The following is a 19,517-nucleotide window of genomic DNA, read 5'->3' as shown; positions in this document are numbered from 1 at the left end:
CGCGACCCGGCTCTTTTGTTTGTCCGGATCCGGATAACATGACGATCGCAGTATCCATTCTTCCGCGCCAGCAACTCGCGGCGCTCAACGCGGCCTATCGCAAGGCGGTCGCGCGCAAGCGCCTGCGCGTCGCGCTGGGCGCGGCGATATTCTTCGCAGCTCTCGTGGTTGCTTCGTTCGGCGCCGAGGTCAATCTGCGGACCTTCTTCACGCATTTTGGAAATTTTGTCAGCTATTTTGACCGCATTCTTACGCTGGAGGACGGCGCGCGGGTCTGGACCAATCTCACCGAATGGCTCTGGGGTTTTAGAAAATGGTCGCTGCTGCTCGGCGAAACCATCCTGATCAGCTATGTCGGCACGTTGTTCGGCGCCGTGCTCGCCTTTGCGCTGAATTTCCTGGCGGCTGAAAATACCTCGCCTTCGGTCTGGTTGCGCGTCATCGTCAAACGCCTGATGGAATTCTGCCGCACCGTTCCCGATATCGTGTTCGCGCTGATCTTTGTCATCGCGTTCGGTCTCGGCCCAATGGCTGGCGTGCTGGCGATCACCATCCATTCGATCGGTGCGCTCGGCAAGCAATTTGCCGAAATGGTCGAGAACGTCGACATGAAGCCGGTCGAAGGGGTGCGATCCACCGGCGCCAGCTGGATCTCCTGCATGCGGTTCGCGGTGCTGCCGCAGGTGGCGGCGGGGTTTGCCAGCTACACGCTGCTGCGCTTTGAAATCAATGTGCGCGGCGCCTCGGTGATGGGTTTTGTCGGCGCCGGCGGCATCGGGCAGGAGCTCGTGGTTGCTATCAGAAAATTCTATTACTCCGATGTCAGCGCGATCCTCCTGATGATCGTTGTTACGGTCTTCGTCATCGATATCGGCACCGGCTGGATCCGCGGTCGTTTGTTCGGCAAGGACCGCCACGCATGAGCAAATTGCCGGTACCGGATTCCGAAGGCCTTCACGCGCGATATCCTGACGTGTTCGACCGGCCGCTATCGGCGCGGCTGGCGACCCCCTTGATGCTCCTTGCAGCCTTTGGGATTTTCGCCTTCGGTCTCGTTCACCTCGACTTCTCGCCGGCGCGGATGCTGGCGGGGTTGCATCAGCTCGGCTGGATCACGATGATGATGATCCCGCCGGATCCGGGCTCTTCGCTGCCGCTTTATCTGAAAGCGCTCGGCGAAACCCTGTCGATCGCGCTATTGGGCACGACGCTTGCCGCCACCTTCGCGCTGCCGGTCAGCCTGCTGGCGGCAAAGAACATCGTGCCCTCAAATATCTTCCGTTTTCCGATCCGCCGTTTCCTCGATTCGATCCGTGGCGTCGATACGCTGATCTGGGCGCTGGTCTGGATCAACGTCGTCGGCCTTGGACCGTTTGCCGGCGTGCTGGCGATCGCGGTGTCGGATTTCGGCGCGTTCGGAAAATTGTTCTCCGAAGCGATCGAGGGCGCGGACAAGAAGCAGGTCGAGGGCATCCGCGCCTCCGGCGGCAATGCGTTGCACGAAATCCGCTTCGGCCTTTTGCCGCAGGTATTGCCTGTGATCGCGGGGCAGGTGCTCTATTTCATCGAATCGAACACGCGCTCGGCCACCATCATCGGTATTGTCGGCGCCGGCGGCATCGGCCTGCAACTGGCCGAGCAAATCCGCGTGCTCGAGTGGCAGAAGGTGTCGTTCCTGATCCTGATGATCCTGGTCGCGGTCGCGGCCATCGACTGGATCTCGAGCAAGCTCCGCTTTGCGATCATCGGGCGGCGCGCGGTCGTCTGACGCGAGCTTAGGTATTCTCGACCAGGAACTCGACGCGCTCGGCGGCAAAGCGGGAGCGCTTGGTCACGAGCGGCTTGTCGTTGATATCGACGTCGGTGGCGTCGACCACGAGAACGGGACGCCCGAGCGCGAGGTCCAGCCGCGCGGCATCGGTCGCGTCGGCAATCGCCGCGGTGATTCGGGTTGATCCCCGGCGATAGTCGCGGATGCCGTAATGCGCCAGCAGCTTGGTCATCGAGCGCGTGCTGCCGAAGACGCGGCCGGCGTCAGGGAAGCTTTCGGCGGAAAGCCAGGTGGTGCTGGTACAGATCGGCGTACGGTCTGCGAGCCGCAGCGCCTCGATCCGAATCAGCCGCGCTCCGGTTTTCAGTCCAAGTTGCCGCGCCAGTTCGCGCGTCGCGACGTCCTCTGAAGCGTCGATCAGTTGCCCATGGGGTTCGCGGCCACCGGCACCAACGATCTCGGAAAACCGCGTCCGCGAGCGCAGGGGATAAGCGAGCTTGGGCGCTTCCACATAGGTGCCGCTGCCGCGCTCGGCGCGCACCAGGCCGCGCTCGGCGAGCGTCGCCAGTGCGCGGCGCACGGTGTGGCGATTGACGCGATAGGTTTCGGCGATCTCCATCTCGCCCGGCAGCTTTTCGCCGGCGGCAAAGCTGCCATTGGCGATGCCACGCTCGATGCCGTCGGCAACCTGGCGCCACAGCGCCACGCCCGAGGCTGCATCCTGCGTGCTCATGGCGCGGAACGCCCAAGGAGGCACATCGGAAAAATCATGCGTTTGTCACGAAACGGTCACTGGCGTTTCTCCATCAAGTTGTCTAGTATCATAGACAACTTGATTCCGGCAAGGGCCGACATGACCAAAGGCATCGAAAGCGATCAAAATACCAGGCAGGCGCATCGCCAGGCGGCGATGGCGGTGCTGGCGCATTCCGACGCGGCCGAGATTGCCGGGCATCTCGAGACCATCGCGGTACCGCCTTACGAAAATCTTCGCGAGGGCGAGAACGGCCTGGTCATGGTGCGTGGCCGCATCGGCGGCGACGGCGCGCCGTTCAACCTCGGCGAGGCCACAGTTTCGCGCGCGGCCGTGCGGCTTTCGACCGGCGAGGTAGGCTTTGGCTACACGCTCGGCCGCGACCGGCAGAAGGCGCGGATGATCGCGCTGTGCGATGCGATGGTGCAGTCGAACGAATTTGCCGATGCGGTGGAGTCACATGTACTCGCGCCGCTGCGCGCGGCCATGACCGCCGCTCGAAACCGGAAGGCCAAGGAGACCGCGGCGACGCGGGTTGATTTCTACACGCTGGTGCGCGGTGAGGGTTGAGTGATGACCACGGTTGCCGAACTGCCCGCAGGGTTCGCCGACAAGGTCTTGTCGGCGCAAACGACCTTCCGCTCGGTGATGGATGCGATGGCGCGCCCCGGCAGCGTTCGGCGCATCGCGGTCGCCACTGGCGCGCCTCACCCGCTGATGAAGGGCAGCGCGGCAATCGCGCTGACCTTGTTCGATCACGACACGCCGGTCTGGCTCGACCCGCTCATGTCCGAGACCTCGGAGGTGACGAAGTGGCTGAAATTCCACACCGGCGCGCCGGTGATCGCGGATTCCTCGGTCTGCCATTTTGCGCTGATCGGCGACCCCAGCGCGCTTCCCGCGCTCGATCGCTTTGCCTTCGGCGGCAATGAATATCCTGACCGGTCGACCACGCTGATCCTGCAGGTCGAGAGCCTGACGCAAGGCAAGAGCTTCGAATTGCGCGGCCCCGGCATCGACGGCAAGGCCGTGATGCAGGCGACGATCGAGCCCGCCGACCTGTTCGAGCGGCTTGCCATCAACGCCACTCTGTTTCCGCGCGGCATCGACGTCGTGCTGGTCCACGGCGATACCATTATCGCGATACCCCGCACCACGCGGCTTGTCGCGAAGGGAGGCTAGCGCATGTATGTCGCCGTCAAGGGAGGCGAGCGCGCCATCGAGAACGCCCATCGCCTCTTGGCGCATGAGCGGCGCGGCGATCGCGAGGTTCCCGAAGTCTCGCTGGACCAGATTTCCGGACAGCTCAGCCTCGCGGTCGATCGTGTGATGGCCGAAGGCTCGCTCTATGATCGCGAACTGGCAGCGCTTGCGATAAAGCAGGCGCGCGGCGACATGATCGAGGCGATCTTCCTGGTGCGGGCGTTCCGCGCCACCTTGCCGCGGTTCGGCGCCACCGAGCCGGTGGATACCGGCAAGATGGAGTTGCGCCGCCGGATTTCCTCGACATTCAAGGACATTCCGGGCGGCCAGATCCTCGGGCCCACGTTCGATTACACCCATCGGCTGCTCGATCCGCAGCTCTCCGAGGGGTTCGATCCCGAACCGCCCGCGACATCGGACGCATCGGCCGTGGCGACGCCGCGCGTCACCGACATTTTGGGCCGCGACGGCCTGATCGAATCTTCGCCACAGGCGGATGCGGATTCGCCGGTCGGCGATCTCACCCGCGAGCCGCTCAGTTTTCCGGCCGACCGCGATCTGCGGCTGCAGAATCTCGCCCGCGCCGATGAGGGGTTCTTGCTCGCGCTCGGCTACTCGTCGCAGCGCGGCTATGGCCGCAACCATCCGTTCGCCGGCGAAATTCGCCTCGGCGAAGTCGAGGTGGAATTTTTCGCCGAAGACGTCGGTTTTGCGGTGCCGCTCGGTCCGATCACCTTGACCGAGTGCCAGATGGTCAATCAGTTCAAGGGCTCGGCGACGGAAGCACCGTGCTTTACCCGCGGCTATGGTCTCGCCTTCGGGCAGAGCGAGCGCAAGACCATGTCGATGGCGCTGGTGGATCGGGCGCTCCGCGCCCGCGAACTCGGGGACGAGACGATCGCGCCCGCCCAGGACGAGGAATTCGTAATGTCGCATTCCGACAATGTGCAGGCGACCGGCTTTGTCGAGCATCTGAAACTGCCGCATTATGTCGACTTTCAGTCGGAGCTTGGTTTGCTACGAAAACTCCGCAAGGAGTTTGCCGAAGCGGAAGCGTCGCCGCCCCTTCAGGAGGCCGCCGAATGAACGCGCCGGCCTACAATTTCGCCTATCTCGACGAACAGACAAAACGGATGATCCGCCGCGCCATCCTGAAGGCGATCGCGATCCCGGGTTATCAGGTGCCGTTCGCGAGCCGCGAGATGCCGATGCCCTATGGCTGGGGCACCGGCGGCGTGCAGGTGACCGCGGCGATCCTCGGGCCATCAGACGTGCTGAAGGTGATCGACCAGGGTTCCGACGACACCACGAATGCGATCTCGATCCGCAAGTTTTTTGCCAAGACCGCTGATGTCGCGACCACAACATCAACGGCCGACGCCACCGTGATCCAGACCCGGCACCGGATTCCCGAAGCGCCGCTGCATGCCGGACAAGTGCTGGTCTATCAGGTGCCGATCCCCGAACCTCTGCGCTTCCTCGAGCCGCGCGAGACCGAAACGCGGCGCATGCATGCGCTCGGCGAATACGGGCTGATGCATGTCAAGCTCTACGAGGATATCGCGCGCTTCGGGCATATCGCGACTTCCTATGCCTATCCGGTGAAGGTCAACGCGCGCTACGTGATGGACCCGTCGCCGACACCGAAATTCGACAATCCGAAAATGGACAATTGTCCGGCGCTGCAATTGTTCGGCGCCGGCCGCGAAAAGCGCATCTATGCGATACCGCCGCATACCTCGGTAGTATCGCTCGACTTCGAGGATCATCCATTCACCCGCTACCGCTTCGACGCGCCGTGCGCGCTGTGCGGGGCGGATGATTCCTATCTCGATGAAATCGTCACCGACGACCAGGGCGGCCGGATGTTCGTCTGCTCCGACACGGATTTTTGCGAGAGCCGCCAGGCCTCCGGTCATCGCGGCACGGAAAACGCGGCGCCGCACAAGGAGAGGGCGCATGGCTGACCATGACAGCGACCAGCCGCTGTTGGTCGCGGAGGGACTGACAAAAACCTATGGCCGGCTGACCGCCTGCCGAGACGTTTCCTTTGCGCTTTATCCCGGCGAAGTGCTGGCGATCGTCGGCGAGTCCGGCTCCGGCAAAACCACGCTGCTGCAATTATTGTCGGCGCAGCTCGCGCCGAGCGCGGGGCGCGTGTCCTATCGCATGCGCGACGGGGTATTGCGCGACCTCGCTGGCCTCGGCGAGGCTGAGCGGCGGTTTCTGTTTCGTACCGACTGGGGCTATGTGCACCAGGATCCCGCGCTGGGCTTGCGGATGGCGGTGTCGGCCGGCGCCAATGTCGGCGAGCGATTGATGGCGGTCGGCTGGAACCACTATGGCAATATCCGCAACACGGCATCGTCCTGGCTGGAGCGCGTCGAGATCGATACGGAGCGCATCGACGACGCGCCGCGGACCTATTCCGGCGGCATGCGGCAGCGGCTGCAGATCGCGCGCAATCTCGTCACCGAGCCGCGGCTGGTGTTCATGGATGAACCGACCGGCGGGCTCGACGTCTCGGTGCAGGCGCGGCTGCTCGATTTGATGCGCAATTTGGTGAGCGAATTAGATCTTGCCGCCATCGTCGTCACCCATGATCTCGCGGTGGCGCGGCTGTTGTCGCACCGGGTGATGGTGATGAAAGGCGGCCGGGTGATCGAAACAGGGCTGACCGATCAGGTGCTCGATGATCCCCGCGAGCCCTATACCCAATTGCTCGTCTCCTCGATTTTGCCGGCATGAGCGCACCGATGACCGCGATGATCGAAATTGAAAACGCCGAAAAGACTTTTACGATGCATCTGCAGGGCGGCGTGCAGCTTCCCGTGGTGCGCGGCGTTTCCTTTGAGGTCAAGGCCGGCGAATGCGTGGTGCTGTCGGGTCCCTCCGGCGCCGGTAAATCCTCGATCCTGAAAATGATCTTTGGCAATTACCGCTGCGATGGCGGCCGGATCGGCGTCCGTCACGATGGCGCACTGATCGATCTCGCCAACGCCGAGCCGCGCCAGATTCTCAGCGTGCGCCGCGCCACGACAGGCTATGTCAGCCAGTTTTTGCGCGCGGTGCCACGGGTCGCAACCATTGACGTGGTGGCCGAGCCCTTGATCGCCAACGGGACGCCGCGACCTTTGGCGCGGGAAAAAGCCGGACAGTTGCTGCGCCGCCTCAACATTCCCGAGCGGCTCTGGGCCCTGCCGCCTTCGACCTTTTCCGGCGGCGAGCAGCAGCGCGTCAATATCGCGCGCGGCTTTATCTCCGACCTGCCGATCCTTTTGCTCGATGAGCCAACGGCCTCGCTCGATGCCGCCAATCGCACTGTGGTGGTCGATCTGATCGGTGAAAAGAAGCGCGCTCGTGTTGCCATGGTCGCCATCGTCCATGACGATGAGATCCGGCACCTGATCGCCGACCGGATCGTCGACGTGACATCATTCGCCGCTGCGGCTTGAAGGAAGATGCTTGAGATGACTTCGACACCCTCCGAAACCGTTATCGGCAACGCCAGGATCGTACTGGCGGATCAAGTGATCGAGCACGGCTGGATCGCGTTTGCCGGTGGATGCATTGCAGGATTTGGCGAGGGCAAGGTTCCTCTCGGCAGCGAGGACGCCGGCGGCGATCTGATCATGCCGGGCCTGATCGAATTGCACACCGATCATCTCGAGGCGCATTACGTGCCGCGCCCAAAAGTGTTCTGGGACCCGATCGCTGCCGTCGTCTCCTATGACGGGCAACTCGCCACGTCGGGCATCACGACGGTATTGGATTCGTTGCGGGTCTGGCGCGAGGACGGTGCCGAGGAAGTCGATGGCCGGGCCGGGGTGATGGCGGAAGCGATCGCAGCAGCGCGCGACGCGAACCTCCTGCGCGCTGACCACTTCCTGCATCTGCGCTGCGAAATCCCGATGCCGAGCGTGGTCGAGGAAGCCAGGGAATTGATCGGGCGGCCGGACGTGCGGCTGATGTCGCTGATGGATCACACCCCCGGACAACGCCAGTTCCGCGACGAAGGCAAATTGCGGGATTATTATCGCGGCAAGGGCGCCGGCATGACCGACGCCGAGCTCGACACGCTGTTCGAGCGGCGCTTTGCCTATCAAAAGGCCTATGCCGCGGGCAATATGCGCGAGATCGTCGCGCTCGCACGTCAATACGAGATCCCGCTCGCCAGTCACGACGACACCACCGAGGAGAACGTCAGCGACGCCATCCGCGATAAGGTTTCGGTGGCGGAGTTTCCGACGACGTTAGAGGCCGCGCGCGGCCTGCATCAGGCCGGCATCGGAATTCTCATGGGCGCGCCCAACGTCGTCCGTGGCGGCTCCCATTCCGGCAACATCGCCGCCGTTGATCTCGCCCGCGAGGGGCTGTTGGATATCCTCTCATCCGACTACATCCCCTCGAGCCTGTTGATGGCGGCGCTGCAACTGCCGCAGCGCGTCCCGGGGATCGATCTGGCCTCCGCCGTCCGCACCGTCACCAAGACGCCGGCGCAAGCGGTCGGCCTGCCGGACCGCGGCGAGATCGTCATCGGCAAGCGCGCCGATCTCATTCGCGTGCATGTGGCGCGCGATACGCCGGTGGTGCGCAGCGTCTGGCGCGAAGGACATCGCGTGGCATGACCGAAGCTCCAGCCATATCGGATCACGCGAAGACCGCGATCGGGCCAGGCCGGCTGATCCTGGTGGTCGGGCCGAGCGGCGCCGGCAAGGATACGCTGATCGGATTGGCGCAATCAGCATGCGCCGAGGACGGCACCGTCGTCTTTCCGCGCCGCGTGGTGACGCGGGAAGCCACGGCTTCCGAGGACAATGAGCAGGTGAGTCTTGAGGCCTTCCAGCAAAGGCGCGCGGACGGCGGGTTCGCCGTGCATTGGGAAGCCCATGGCCATGGCTATGGTCTGCCCGTCTCCATCGATGACGAGATCCGCGCCGGCCGCACGGTGGTCGTCAACGTATCACGCGCCGTGGTCGAGACGATGCGCCGCGTCTATGCGCATGTCACCGTGGTTTCGATTACGGCGCCCTCCGACATTCTCGCGCAACGCCTGGCCGCGCGGGCGCGCGGCAGCGACGGCCAGATCGAGCACCGGCTTCGCCGCGCCGTCGATGACGCGGCGGCTCCCGATGCCACCATTATCAATGTCGGCAGCGTCGAATACCATGCGCGTCAGCTGACGCGGATCATCAGAGGCGAGTGAGGCTGCGATTTCGGGAGAACGGCAATGACGATGATTGCAACCATTGCGCAGCTTGAAGCGATCTACGGAGAGACTAACGAGGCCTCCACCGTCAAGGTCGCCGACCGCATCACGCCGTCCTATCGCGTGCTGATCGAGAAGTCGCCGTTTGCAGCGCTCGCAACAAGCGGGCCGGAGGGACTGGATTGCTCGCCGCGCGGCGATCTGCCGGGTTTTGTTCGAATCCATGACGACAGAACGCTGATGATGCCGGATCGCCGCGGTAACAACCGCGTCGATTCACTGCGCAACATCGTGCGCGATCCGAAGGTCGCGCTGTTGTTTCTGATCCCGGGCTCCGGCACGACGCTGCGCATCAACGGCTCTGCGCAGGTCTCGGTCGATCCGGATGTGCTGGCGTCGTTCAAGGTCGACGGCAAGGCGCCGCGCTCCGTCATCGTCATGACCGTGAACGAGATCTATTTTCAATGCGCGCGTGCCATCGTCCGATCCGACCTGTGGAATCCCGACAAGCGGATCGACCCCAAAACCCTGCCGACGCCGGGCCAGATCCTTGCCGAGATGAGCGAGAACAGGGTCGGCGGCGAGGAATACGACCGCGCCTGGCCGGAACGCGCGCGGCAAACGATGTGGTGACGATCCGGCACGATTGACACCGGTAATATCGTCGTTACGCTGCCCCTAATTAAAAAACCAGGGCAGGGTGGAACGCGATGAACCGGGGCAACGGGCTTTGAGCGCGCTCGCGCGGCCTGCCGCGTTCGCACCCTTCCTTATCAGGAATTACCGTTTCCAGTGGCCTGCCGATCTCCTGACATCGTGGGCCTTCGAGATGGAGACGCTCATTCTCGGGTGGTATGTGCTGGTCGAGACCCGATCGGTGCTGCTGTTGACCGTGTTCGCGTCGCTCAGTTATGTGGGCACACTGATCGCGCCGGTGTTCGGCGTGGTCGGTGACCGCATCGGTCACCGCGACCTGCTCGCCATGATGCGCGCGACCTATGCGACGCTGTCGGCGACGCTGATGACGCTGGCGCTGACGGGGTATCTGACCCCGCTTTACGTATTCATCATCGTGGCGATCATGGGCCTGGTGCGGCCGTCCGATCTCGGCGTGCGCGGCGCGCTGGTTGCCACCATCATGCCGCATGACCAATTGATCGGCGCCATCAGCGTTTCCAGAACCACGATGGATACCGCGCGGATCGCGGGCGCGCTGAGCGGCGCCGGATTGTTCGCATCCCTCGGCATCGGGCCGGCCTATGTAGCGATCTTCAGCCTCTACGTCGTCAGCACCGTGCTGACGCTGTGCGTCGTGGCGCCCGCAAAGCCGTTTCCTGCCGATGAAGTGGCCGGCGGCGCGCTACGGCGATCGCCGCTGCGCGACCTCAGGGAGGGTTGGGCCTATGTCTGGACCACGCCGCGGATGCGGGCCGCGATCTGGATCGCGTTCCTCGCCAACCTGACCGCCTATCCCCTGTCCAACGGATTGCTGCCTTATGTCGCGCGCGAGATTTACGGCACCGACCAGACCGGGCTCGGTTATCTCTCGGCGAGTTTTGCCATCGGCTCGCTCGCAGGCTCGGTCCTGCTGAGTTTTGTGGGCGGCGTCCCGGTGGCGCGGCTGATGATCGGCGCGACGGCTGCGTGGTACGCCGCACTTCTGGTGTTTGCGCAGATGCAATCGATGCCAACCGCGATCGCCTGCCTGATGCTGGCGGGTTTTTCGCAGAGCCTGACCATGATCTCGATCGCGGTGATCCTGATGCGGACCGCGGCCGAGCATTTTCGCGGCCGGGTGATGGGGGTGCGCATGCTCGTGATCTACAGCCTGCCGCTCGGCCTCTTGGCCTCCGGCAGCCTGATCGACGCGATCGGCTTCGCCGCGACCGGCACGCTCTATGCGGCGACAGGGCTGGCGCTGATGCTCGTGATTGCGCTGCATTGGCGCGCGGATTTGTGGCATCTGCACGCGCCTGCGAACGCGAAGTGAGATACCGGCTTTGCCCTGCTCACCACACGAACGGGATCAGCTTCCAGGTTCGCCGCCGGTACGTCTGGTGTGCCTCGCCGAACCGATTGCCCATCAGTTGTTCCTCGATGCCGACGCGGATCATGATGGCGACAAAGCCTGCTGCAACGCCGATGTAGCTCGCCAATGTTCCACGCGTCAGCGCCGTGCCGATCATTGCGAGCAGAATCCCGGTATAGATCGGATGGCGTACGAGGGCATACGGACCGGTTTGAACGAGTTCGTGCGCCTGTTTCATCGTCACGACCAATCCTGACCAGTTGGCCCCAAGGGCGAGGCGGGCCCAGATGGCAAAACCGACCCCGGCCAAATCGAGCGCGACGCCGATTATTCCAAAAAACGCATCCTGGGGCGTGACCGCCACGTTCAGAGAACGAGGCCATGGACTAAGCAGGAAAACAAAGCCGATAGCGAGGAGGGCCGAAGCCGGAATCTGCATGGCCAGACTGGGCACATTGGCAGTGTTCTTGCTCATGAAGTAGCCCGGCAGCCAAACCAGCCCGAGCACTAGCCACGAACAGTATGCAATGATGGCGTATGGCGATTTCATGGGGTGAATTTCGGCCTCCGCCGCGCTGTCGTCAACGGAAGCTGACTTGACGACCACGTGATGAAACGTCGGCGGCCCCTAGGGCGTGATGACTTTAGGTTGAGGCACAGCGGTGACTTCTCCCTCGCCCCGCTCTTGCGGGGAGAGGGTTGGGGTGAGGGGCTGTTTCCGCGAATGCTGAAGCACAACGTATGCGGAGAATCCCCCTCACCCGGATCGCTGCGCGATCCGACCTCTCCCCGCAAGCGGGGCGAGGTGATCGAACTTGCGCAGGCGACGATTCAACTCAAAATCATCACGCCCTAGGGCTCTGCTTTGACGGCGCCCCTTAATCCCGCTTGCTGCGCCGTCTTCTTCAGCTGTCCGTTGGCTTGTGCCTCCCGTACAAAGTCTGCAACGAACGGCAAGCCTTGCTCGCGTCCCCTGGGAATGGCGATCGCCATGTGCTCCAGGCCCCAATTGCCATCCAGCACATGTGCGCCCGGCATCGAATCCGACATTTCGAACAGCGTCGGCTTGTTGGTGGCGTAGCTGTCGATTTCACCGCGGTTCAGCATCTCGATCGCCACCCTGACATTCTCGGCGGCAACGATTTTTGCGTTCTTGAATTTGGCCGGCAGCGTGCGCTCCGATGTACTGCCCTTGGTAACCCCGATACGGATGCCCGGCCGATCCAGCTCATCAGCTCGGTTGATCGGAGACGTGGCGGGAACGAGATAGCCGAGCTCGACGGATATCAAATGCGGGCTGAAGCTGACATCTTCCGCCCGGGCGGGCGTCGCATTGGTGACGGTGAAGTCGACCTCATTGTTCTTGATCGCGGTTACGACATCCGCAACACGTTGGAAGGTTACGTATTTCGCGGGCACGTTCAGGCGCCTCGCGAACTCCTGTCCAAGATCGTAAGCGAGGCCATGGGTTTGCCCGGTGGCGGGGTCGACGACCATCGAGGTCGGGCTGCCGCGATAAACGCCGACGCGCAGACTGCCCGTGGGGGCGAGCAGGTCTTTCTCGTCGCCCGCGTGGACGCCAAGCGCGCCCAGCACGCCGGTGAGGATGGCGACGACGAACGCGCTTCGAATAACGCAGCCAGGATGCAGGATCGAGCGAAATAGTTGGGATGCTGACATCTTGTTCTCACTGCGCGCGAATATTTGCCGCCTTCAGCACCGGCTCCCATTTTGTCACTTCCGCGTGCATGAACGCGTCGAATTCCTTGGAGGTGCTGCCCACCGGCGTTGCGCCGATCTTTTCCAGAGTCGTCAGCACGTTCGGGTCGTGCAAGGCCGCTTTCAGATCGGTCTCGAGTTTTGTGACCAACTCGGGCGGCATGTGCGCGGGTCCAAGAAATCCCCACCACACCGAAACGTCGTAGCCGGGGACACCGGACTCCGCCACGGTCGGAACCTCGGGTAACATCTTCGAACGCTCCGCCGAGGTCACCGCAATTGCGCGTAATGGGCCACCTTGTCCGATCTGGCCGACGGCCTCCGCAAGCGGATTGATGCTGATGGGAATGTCGCCGGCGATCACGGCGGTCAGCGCCGGCGTTCCGCCCTTGTAGGGCACGGCGACAATCTTGGCCTTGGCCATGTACTTCAACAGTTCGCCGGCGAGATGCGCGGACGTTCCATTGCCCGACATCCCATAGGACAGGGCGTCGGGGTCTTTCCGGGCGGCCGCGAGCAGATCCCCAAGATTGGCATACGGGCTTTTCGTCGAGACCATGATCGCGAGCGGCGACGAGGCGACCTCGCTGATTGCGGTAAAATCTTTTGACGTGTCGTAGGGCAGGCTGGGGTAGATGAACTGATTGAGCGGGTGCCCGCTCGCGACCAGGATCAACGTATAGCCATCCGCAGCCGCTTGCGTCAGCGCCTGCGACGCGATGATCCCGCCGGCCCCGGGGCGGTTCTCAATGACCGGCTGCTTGCCCCAGATCTTTCCCAGCGACTGACCGACGGTGCGCGCCAGCACGTCCACCGCGCCGCCCGCCGCGTAAGGCACCAAAATGTGGACGGGCCGGTTCGGGAAATCTTCGGCATTCGCGCCGGCGCTAACCAGCACCAGGGCTGCGCCCGCGACGAGATAGCCGAATTTCTTGATCAAGCCCGGCATGCCGGTACGCTCCTCTTTCTTGCTTGGTGAAGTCCATCGCCGAGAGCGACGGGAACAGCCCGGCCCAGTACTAATGCCCATTATTTTTATTGACCAGACCTTATCTTTTGTACATTCATACAAATGATGGTCCGCAAGTCCGCCAGCAAGGCCACCGCACCCCGCAAGCCGAATCTGCGGGAGGCGATCCTGTGCGCCGCGGAAGAGTTGTTCGCGACCAACGGCTTCAACGCCGTTTCGGTTCGGGACATTGCGCAGGCAGCGGGCGCCAATCCCGGCAGCGTGACCTATCATTTCAAGACCAAGGACGGACTGCTTCTCGAAATCTACCGCCGTCACTGCGGGCCGATGAACCGCAGGCGCTCCGAACTGCTGGCCGCCGCCATGCGGGTGCGCGATCTGCAGGACAGGCTCGAGGCGATCGTCCGCGCCTATGTGCTGCCCGCATTCTCCTCGGGCAGCGATCTCGCAGGCGGAGGCGCGCGGTTCACACGGCTCCGCGCGGTGATGTCGGCTGAGGGAAACGAAGTCGCGCGGCGCATTATCGCGCAGACGTTTGATGACACCAGCCACGCCTTTATCGATGCGATCCACGAGAGCCTGCCGCACATTCCGCGTAACGAGATCGTCTGGCGCAGCCACTTCCTGCTCGGCGCGCTCTACTACTCGCTGGTGACGCCCGAACGCGTCTCTCGCCTGTCGAGGGGTGGCGCGGATGGCGCTGATGCGGGAAATGCCATCGAGCAGCTGGTGCATGCGACGGTCGCTTCACTCCAGGCGCCCGCGCTTGATCAGCCGGAGGCGCTGCGTCGAAGATCTGCCGTGTCAGCCAAGAACTGAGCGGCCCGCCTCGAGAGGCACGTTCCTTAAATTCCAACCAAAAGGGGAGTTTGCATCCCATGAAAACCGGACTTGTCGTTTCAGCCCATCCCGGAGACTTTGTCTGGCGCGCCGGCGGCGCGATCGCGCTGCATGCCAAAAAGGGCTACCGCGTCAAGATCGTGTGCCTGGCGTTCGGCGAGCGTGGCGAATCCCAGTTCGCCTGGAAGCAACAAGGGATGACGCTGGAAAAGGTCAAGGCCGGCCGCAAGGACGAGGCGGAGCGTGCGGCGGCCGCCCTCGGCGCCGAGATCGAATTCTTCGATGCCGGCGATTATCCGCTGCACTTGACGCCTGCGCATATGGAGCGGCTGATCGATATCTATCGCGAGCTCAACCCGAGTTTTGTGCTCACGCATTCGCTGGAAGATCCTTATAATGTCGATCATCCGGCAGCCGCCGCTTACGCGCAGGAGGCGCGGATCGTGGCGCAGGCGATGGGGCACAAGCCGCAGGCCGATTACAACTACGCCGCGCCGCCGGTGTTCTTGTTCGAACCGCATCAGCCGGAAATGTGCAATTTCAAGCCGCAGGTCATCCTCAACATCGATGAGGTCTGGGACATAAAACGCAAGACGTTCGAGATTCTGGCGGCACAAAAGCATCTGTGGGCCTATTACGAGCGGGTGGCGCTGCAGCGGGGCATGCAGGGCGGGCGCAACTCCGGTAGGGCCATGACCTATGGCGAGGCCTATCAGCGGCTATTCCCGATGGCGATGGAGGAACTGGCATGAAGACGGTGGTTGTCCGCAACATCAACCGTGCCGACGCCGCGGTGGTCAAACGGCTCGGCGCGCTCGGCACATCCACGGTGCACGAAGCCTACGGCCGTGTCGGGCTGATGAAGCCCTATATGCGCCCGGTATGGACGGGCGCCGAGGCCGCCGGCACCGCCGTCACCGTGCTCGCGCAGCCCGGCGACAACTGGATGATCCATGTCGCGGTCGAGCAGTGCCGGCCGGGCGATATTTTGGTGGTCGGCTGCACCACCGACAATACCGACGGCATGTTCGGCGATCTCCTGGCGACCTCGCTGATGGCGCGCGGCGTCACTGGCCTCGTCATCGATGCCGGCTGTCGCGACGTAAAATCGCTGCGCGAAATGGGCTTTCCGGTTTGGTCGAGGGCAATCTCGGCGAAGGGCACGGTCAAGGCGACGCTTGGTGCCGTCAATGTGCCGGTGGTCTGCGCGGGCATCAATGTCCATCCCGGCGATGCCGTGATCGCCGATGATGACGGCGTCGTGGTGGTCGCGCGGAAAGAGGCCGCCGAAGTCGCCGCCAAGGGCGAAAAACGCCAGGCCGATGAGGAGGGCAAGCGCAAGCAGTTGGCCTCCGGCGTGCTCGGGCTCGACATGTACAAGATGCGCGAGCCGCTGGCCAAGGCGGGGCTGGTCTATATCGACGAACCGGAGGCGGATTGACCCCGATGATGCGGCTACGCACATTGCTCGGCGATCATCCCGGCACCGCGGCGCTGAAGAACGGATTGATCAAATCCGATCTGGTCGAGTTCGATTTCGTCGAGCATTCGCCGACCAACAAGGGCTTTAAGCCGATGGTCCGCGAAGGCGCGTTTGACGTCTCCGAGATGGCGATCGTCACCTATCTGATGGCGAAAAGCTTTGGCAAGCCGATGGTGCTATTGCCGAACGTCGTGCTGGCGCGGTTTCAGCACGCATACGCGCTTTACAATGCGAAGCTTGGAACGTTGACGCCCGTCGGCCTCAACAACAAGCGCGTCGGCATCCGCTCCTTCACCACCACCACCGGTGCTTGGCTGCGCGGCATCCTCGCCAACGACTACGGCGTCGATCTCGATTCCATTGACTGGGTGACATTCGAGGACGCGCATGTCGCCGAATTCCGCGACACGACCAAGCGGGCGCCGAAAGGCAAAGAGATCATCCAGATGCTGCTCGACGGCGAGCTCGACGCTGTGCTCGGAGAAAAAGTCGATCGCCCCGGCCTGAAACTGCTGTTTCCGGACGCCGTGGCGGAAGAGAAGTCTTGGTTCGCCAAGCACCGCGTGATGCCGATCAACCATATGGTGGTGGTAAGTGAGACGTTGTCGCGCACGCAACCCGAAGCGGTGCGGGAGGTTTTCAGGCTGCTGCAAGAAAGCGCGGCGCGTGCGCCGGCCGCATCGCCCAAGTTTAGCGCCGACGAAATGCGCCGCTCGCTGGAACTGATTATCCAATACACGGCGCAACAAGGGCTTATTCCGCGCGCGTTCGCGGTCGATGAATTATTCGACGACGTGACGCGACCGCTTTTTTAGAGGGACGCTGCCATGAACCCCGAGCCGATTTTCGATCTCGCCCATCTCGGGCACATGGAACTGCTGACCCCAAAACCCGACGAAAGCCTGAAATTTTTCGTCGACGTGATGGGTATGACCATCAGCGGCCGCAAGGACGATTCGGTCTATCTCCGCGGCTGGGACGATTACGAGCGCTATTCGCTGAAACTGACCGCCTCGAAAACCTCAGGCATGGAGCATATGGCGTTGCGCGCGCGGAGCCCGCAGGCGCTGGAGCGCCGCGTCAGCGCGCTGAAAGGATCCGGCTTCGAGATCGGCTGGACCGAGGGCGATATGGGGCAGGGGCCGGCGTTCCGCTGCCGCGATCCGGACGGCCATGTCATCGAGCTCTATTACGAGACCGAATGGTACCAGGCGCCACCCGACCAGAAGCCCGCGCTGAAAAATCAGGCACAGCGCTTTCCCGCTCGCGGCGTCAATGTCCGACGCCTCGATCACCTCAATTGCCTCGCGGTGGATATCAAGGCCAACCGTATCTTCTTTGAAAATTATCTGGGCTGCCGGCTCACCGAGCAGATCGTGCTCAACGACGGCACGGAAGCCGCGATGTGGATGACGATGTCGAACAAGAGTTACGACTTCGCCTATTCACGCGATCACTCCAATACGCCGGGCCGCTTCCACCACGTCACCTACGCGCTCGACAGCCGTGAGGAGATCTTGCGCGCCGCCGATATCTTTCTGGAGAACGGCGTCCATATCGAGACCGGACCGCACAAGCATGCCATCCAGCAGACATTTTTCCTCTACGTCTACGAGCCCGGCGGCAATCGCGTCGAAGTCGCCAACGCCGGCGCCCGTCTCATTCTCGCACCCGACTGGAAGCCGATCGTGTGGACCGAGGAAGAGCGCAAGAAAGGCCAGGCGTGGGGGCTGAAGACGATCGAGTCGTTTCACACCCACGGCACGCCGCCGGTCGAGAGCCCTTCTAGCCACTCGCGATGATCGGAACCAGGACGTGGCTGAAGCCCGTTCTGTCGACGTGTAATGTGGTTGTTCCTGCGAACAGCCGGCTTGGCCGATCGCGGGGATCGTCGTGTAGAAATGGTCCGCATCCCCTGAGTTCGTTTTTGAAATTCGAAAGTTTCGCGCCTGTGGTGGCCTGCCACTCGTAGTCCTTTCCGCGAACGGTTAGCGCAATTCGATACCCCTTCGGGACGACGATCGATGTCGGCCATATCTCGATGGCAAGATCGGCGGGTTTGCCCGGCTGCAATCGCTGCACCTCGTCATGCCTGTGATAAGGGCGATACGGTCGAGACAGCGTGTCGTCGAGCTTGCGGTGGGAAGCGCGCAGCCAACCCTGTGCCACGGGTGTGTGCGGATCAATCGCGCCCAGAAAAGTCACCTCCCGCAGGTCCGGACTGAAAATCCGGAAAACCACAAAGAGGTCGGCATCCTCGGTGCTCGAAGAAATTCGCAAATTCGCCGCCATGGGCCCTGTGATCTCGGTCTCCTCCGTCAAAGGCCGGGACAAGAAGGTCAGTCCGTCGCCCATCGCTGCGAAACTAATCTCCGCGTCTTCGGCAGGTGGTTGCAGGGAAAGAACTTGATTCCTGGGGTCGAGGTAGAACTTGGTCCACACCGTGGCGGGTAGCGGCCAATCGGTTTCATGTCGCGTCACGAAACGATCAATGTGCCGGACCTGCAGCTGAACTTTCGGCTGCTGGCCCCAGTCGTTGGGTTCCCCCTTGAGATAGAAATCGAAGAAGCGCTTCTGCAGCTCGCGTCCGTAGTCGGTATAAAAATGCGTCCAATGCTCCAGTCCGTGGCATTCCAGCCATTTCTCCTTTGAGGCAGCCCGAACAAAACCCTCGAAATTTCCTCGCGCGTGCAGGCCCTGTCCGCCCCAGTTCGCCGCTGACAAAAACGGCACCGTAATCTTGTCCCAGTTTGGTGAACGGGCCTTGTGGTAACCGTCGTCGAGGGGATGGGCGAGAATGTCCTCCCCGAAGCTCGTCCGGTTATGCGCCAATTCATCGTCGGACATGGTTTCGTCGCCGCAAACCAATGCGCCGGTAACTTGGCTGCGAGGCCCTCGTTCTCCCAAGCCATACTGTACGGTCTTTACCTGCATGTCGTACCAGTTTGCCCAGAACGTCGAAAGGATGCCTCCATGGTGCGTCATGTCGCGATACCAGTCGGCCGCGCCTTCCCAGATGCACATGGCCGCCAGGTGGGGCGGCTGCAGCGAAGCCACATGCCACTGATTGATGGCGTAATAGGAGATGCCGATGAGGCCGACGCGGCCGTTCGACCACGCCTGGACGCCAGCCCATTCGATGCACTCATAGAAGTCGCGTGTTTCCCCGGGAGAAAAATGATCCACATATCCGGGCGATCGTCCGGTTCCCCGCGAGTCGACCCGCACGCAGACATACCCATACGGCACCCATTTTTCGGGATCCACCACTTCCCAATTCTGATATTTGTTGGTTGAGCCGTATGCGACATCAGGGTGGTTGGCGATCATGTTTTGCCAGGCACTCGGGTAGCCCTTTTGAAACGCGAGCCCCTTCGCGTAAGGACCATATGTCAGCAAAACCGGCCATTTTCCTTCCGTCTTCGGCCTGAACACGTCGGCGCGCAGCGTCAGGCCGTCGTCCATCGTAACTCCGACGTCCCACTCGATAAGCATGTTGTCCTGCTCGGTCGGTGCAACCATTTCCTCGCCTTGAGTTT

23 protein-coding genes are annotated in these 19,517 nt (G+C 62.6%); 18 read left to right on the top strand and 5 right to left on the bottom strand.

The window, feature by feature from the left end:
* The first annotated feature begins 38 nt into the window (after nucleotides 1-38).
* Both phnE (B5526_RS03465) and phnE (B5526_RS03460) read left to right on the top strand, forming a co-directional pair.
* On the top strand, nucleotides 39-923 hold the full coding sequence (phnE, locus tag B5526_RS03465) for a phosphonate ABC transporter, permease protein PhnE (protein WP_079536900.1): 885 nt from the start codon (nucleotides 39-41) through the stop codon (nucleotides 921-923).
* Nucleotides 920-1,768 (top strand): phosphonate ABC transporter, permease protein PhnE, encoded by an 849-nt coding sequence (phnE, locus tag B5526_RS03460; RefSeq protein WP_079536897.1) that lies wholly within the window; start codon nucleotides 920-922, stop codon nucleotides 1,766-1,768. Before phnE (B5526_RS03465) ends, phnE (B5526_RS03460) begins: the two co-directional genes overlap by 4 nt.
* 7 nt (nucleotides 1,769-1,775) lie before the next feature.
* Here phnE (B5526_RS03460) and phnF read toward each other — a convergent pair whose 3' ends face one another.
* A complete protein-coding gene (gene phnF / locus B5526_RS03455) occupies nucleotides 1,776-2,504 on the bottom strand; it encodes a phosphonate metabolism transcriptional regulator PhnF (RefSeq protein ID WP_079536895.1) in 729 nt (242 codons plus the stop codon).
* Nucleotides 2,505-2,624: 120 nt separating this feature from the next.
* Here phnF and phnG point away from each other — a divergent pair, with 120 nt between their 5' ends.
* The 10 genes from phnG (at nucleotide 2,625) to B5526_RS03405 (ending at nucleotide 10,927) form a co-directional block, all read left to right on the top strand.
* A complete protein-coding gene (gene phnG, locus B5526_RS03450) occupies nucleotides 2,625-3,095 on the top strand; it encodes a phosphonate C-P lyase system protein PhnG (protein WP_079536893.1) in 471 nt (156 codons plus the stop codon).
* A gap of 3 nt (nucleotides 3,096-3,098) precedes the next feature.
* Complete coding sequence (phnH, locus tag B5526_RS03445) at nucleotides 3,099-3,707, top strand: phosphonate C-P lyase system protein PhnH (RefSeq protein WP_079536891.1); 609 nt, start codon at nucleotides 3,099-3,101, stop codon at nucleotides 3,705-3,707.
* Nucleotides 3,708-3,710: 3 nt separating this feature from the next.
* Complete coding sequence (locus B5526_RS03440) at nucleotides 3,711-4,814, top strand: carbon-phosphorus lyase complex subunit PhnI (protein WP_079536889.1); 1,104 nt, start codon at nucleotides 3,711-3,713, stop codon at nucleotides 4,812-4,814.
* Nucleotides 4,811-5,695 (top strand): alpha-D-ribose 1-methylphosphonate 5-phosphate C-P-lyase PhnJ, encoded by an 885-nt coding sequence (locus B5526_RS03435; protein WP_079536887.1) that lies wholly within the window; start codon nucleotides 4,811-4,813, stop codon nucleotides 5,693-5,695. Before B5526_RS03440 ends, B5526_RS03435 begins: the two co-directional genes overlap by 4 nt.
* Entirely contained in the window at nucleotides 5,688-6,476 is a 789-nt protein-coding gene (phnK, locus tag B5526_RS03430; protein ID WP_079536885.1) for a phosphonate C-P lyase system protein PhnK, read from the top strand. Before B5526_RS03435 ends, phnK begins: the two co-directional genes overlap by 8 nt.
* 8 nt (nucleotides 6,477-6,484) lie before the next feature.
* Nucleotides 6,485-7,183, top strand: coding sequence for a phosphonate C-P lyase system protein PhnL (gene phnL / locus B5526_RS03425; protein WP_079544660.1), 699 nt, complete (start codon nucleotides 6,485-6,487; stop codon nucleotides 7,181-7,183).
* A gap of 15 nt (nucleotides 7,184-7,198) precedes the next feature.
* The gene (locus tag B5526_RS03420; protein WP_079544659.1) at nucleotides 7,199-8,356 is read left to right on the top strand and encodes an alpha-D-ribose 1-methylphosphonate 5-triphosphate diphosphatase; all 1,158 of its coding nucleotides are present in this window, start codon (nucleotides 7,199-7,201) and stop codon (nucleotides 8,354-8,356) included.
* Complete coding sequence (phnN, locus tag B5526_RS03415) at nucleotides 8,353-8,934, top strand: phosphonate metabolism protein/1,5-bisphosphokinase (PRPP-forming) PhnN (protein WP_079536883.1); 582 nt, start codon at nucleotides 8,353-8,355, stop codon at nucleotides 8,932-8,934. Before B5526_RS03420 ends, phnN begins: the two co-directional genes overlap by 4 nt.
* A 24-nt stretch (nucleotides 8,935-8,958) precedes the next feature.
* Nucleotides 8,959-9,570 (top strand): pyridoxamine 5'-phosphate oxidase family protein, encoded by a 612-nt coding sequence (locus tag B5526_RS03410; RefSeq protein WP_079536881.1) that lies wholly within the window; start codon nucleotides 8,959-8,961, stop codon nucleotides 9,568-9,570.
* A 97-nt stretch (nucleotides 9,571-9,667) separates the two neighbouring features.
* Nucleotides 9,668-10,927, top strand: coding sequence for an MFS transporter (locus tag B5526_RS03405; protein WP_079536880.1), 1,260 nt, complete (start codon nucleotides 9,668-9,670; stop codon nucleotides 10,925-10,927).
* 19 nt (nucleotides 10,928-10,946) lie between these two features.
* Here the strand turns inward: B5526_RS03405 and B5526_RS03400 are convergent, their stop codons facing one another.
* The gene (locus B5526_RS03400; protein WP_154071110.1) at nucleotides 10,947-11,573 is read right to left on the bottom strand and encodes a methyltransferase family protein; all 627 of its coding nucleotides are present in this window, start codon (nucleotides 11,571-11,573) and stop codon (nucleotides 10,947-10,949) included.
* 117 nt (nucleotides 11,574-11,690) lie between these two features.
* On the opposite strand from B5526_RS03400, the gene B5526_RS39370 reads away from it, so the two are divergent.
* Nucleotides 11,691-11,822 (top strand): hypothetical protein, encoded by a 132-nt coding sequence (locus B5526_RS39370; protein ID WP_283807597.1) that lies wholly within the window; start codon nucleotides 11,691-11,693, stop codon nucleotides 11,820-11,822.
* On the opposite strand, the gene B5526_RS03395 is transcribed toward B5526_RS39370, so the two are convergent.
* Both B5526_RS03395 and B5526_RS03390 read right to left on the bottom strand, forming a co-directional pair.
* The gene (locus tag B5526_RS03395; protein WP_079536876.1) at nucleotides 11,819-12,646 is read right to left on the bottom strand and encodes a transporter substrate-binding domain-containing protein; all 828 of its coding nucleotides are present in this window, start codon (nucleotides 12,644-12,646) and stop codon (nucleotides 11,819-11,821) included. The genes B5526_RS39370 and B5526_RS03395 overlap by 4 nt on opposite strands.
* 7 nt (nucleotides 12,647-12,653) lie before the next feature.
* A complete protein-coding gene (locus B5526_RS03390) occupies nucleotides 12,654-13,634 on the bottom strand; it encodes a Bug family tripartite tricarboxylate transporter substrate binding protein (RefSeq protein ID WP_079536874.1) in 981 nt (326 codons plus the stop codon).
* Nucleotides 13,635-13,760: 126 nt separating this feature from the next.
* Between B5526_RS03390 and B5526_RS03385 the strand changes: the two genes are divergently transcribed.
* Genes B5526_RS03385 through B5526_RS03365 form a run of 5 tightly spaced genes read left to right on the top strand, consistent with a single transcriptional unit; the run spans nucleotide 13,761 to nucleotide 17,780 of the window.
* Nucleotides 13,761-14,474, top strand: a complete 714-nt coding sequence (locus B5526_RS03385; protein WP_079544658.1) for a TetR/AcrR family transcriptional regulator — start codon at nucleotides 13,761-13,763, stop codon at nucleotides 14,472-14,474.
* 59 nt (nucleotides 14,475-14,533) lie between these two features.
* On the top strand, nucleotides 14,534-15,247 hold the full coding sequence (locus B5526_RS03380) for a PIG-L deacetylase family protein (protein WP_079536872.1): 714 nt from the start codon (nucleotides 14,534-14,536) through the stop codon (nucleotides 15,245-15,247).
* Entirely contained in the window at nucleotides 15,244-15,936 is a 693-nt protein-coding gene (locus B5526_RS03375; protein ID WP_079536870.1) for a 4-carboxy-4-hydroxy-2-oxoadipate aldolase/oxaloacetate decarboxylase, read from the top strand. The genes B5526_RS03380 and B5526_RS03375 overlap by 4 nt, the downstream gene beginning before the upstream one ends.
* 5 nt (nucleotides 15,937-15,941) lie before the next feature.
* Entirely contained in the window at nucleotides 15,942-16,793 is an 852-nt protein-coding gene (locus B5526_RS03370; protein WP_079536861.1) for a hypothetical protein, read from the top strand.
* Nucleotides 16,794-16,805: 12 nt separating this feature from the next.
* A complete protein-coding gene (locus tag B5526_RS03365) occupies nucleotides 16,806-17,780 on the top strand; it encodes a catechol 2,3-dioxygenase (RefSeq protein ID WP_079536859.1) in 975 nt (324 codons plus the stop codon).
* Here B5526_RS03365 and B5526_RS03360 read toward each other — a convergent pair.
* Nucleotides 17,764-19,500: a CocE/NonD family hydrolase gene (locus tag B5526_RS03360; RefSeq protein ID WP_197688409.1), complete on the bottom strand. Its 1,737-nt coding sequence runs from the start codon at nucleotides 19,498-19,500 to the stop codon at nucleotides 17,764-17,766. The two genes, B5526_RS03365 and B5526_RS03360, sit on opposite strands and share 17 nt — an antisense overlap.
* Between the last annotated feature and the right edge of the window lie 17 nt (nucleotides 19,501-19,517).

The sequence above is a fragment of the Bradyrhizobium lablabi genome (genome assembly GCF_900141755.1).
Classification (GTDB): Bacteria; Pseudomonadota; Alphaproteobacteria; order Rhizobiales; family Xanthobacteraceae; genus Bradyrhizobium; species Bradyrhizobium lablabi_A.
The sequence above is the reverse complement of the archived record's forward strand: the minus strand, read 5'-3'. Positions and strand labels throughout refer to the sequence as shown.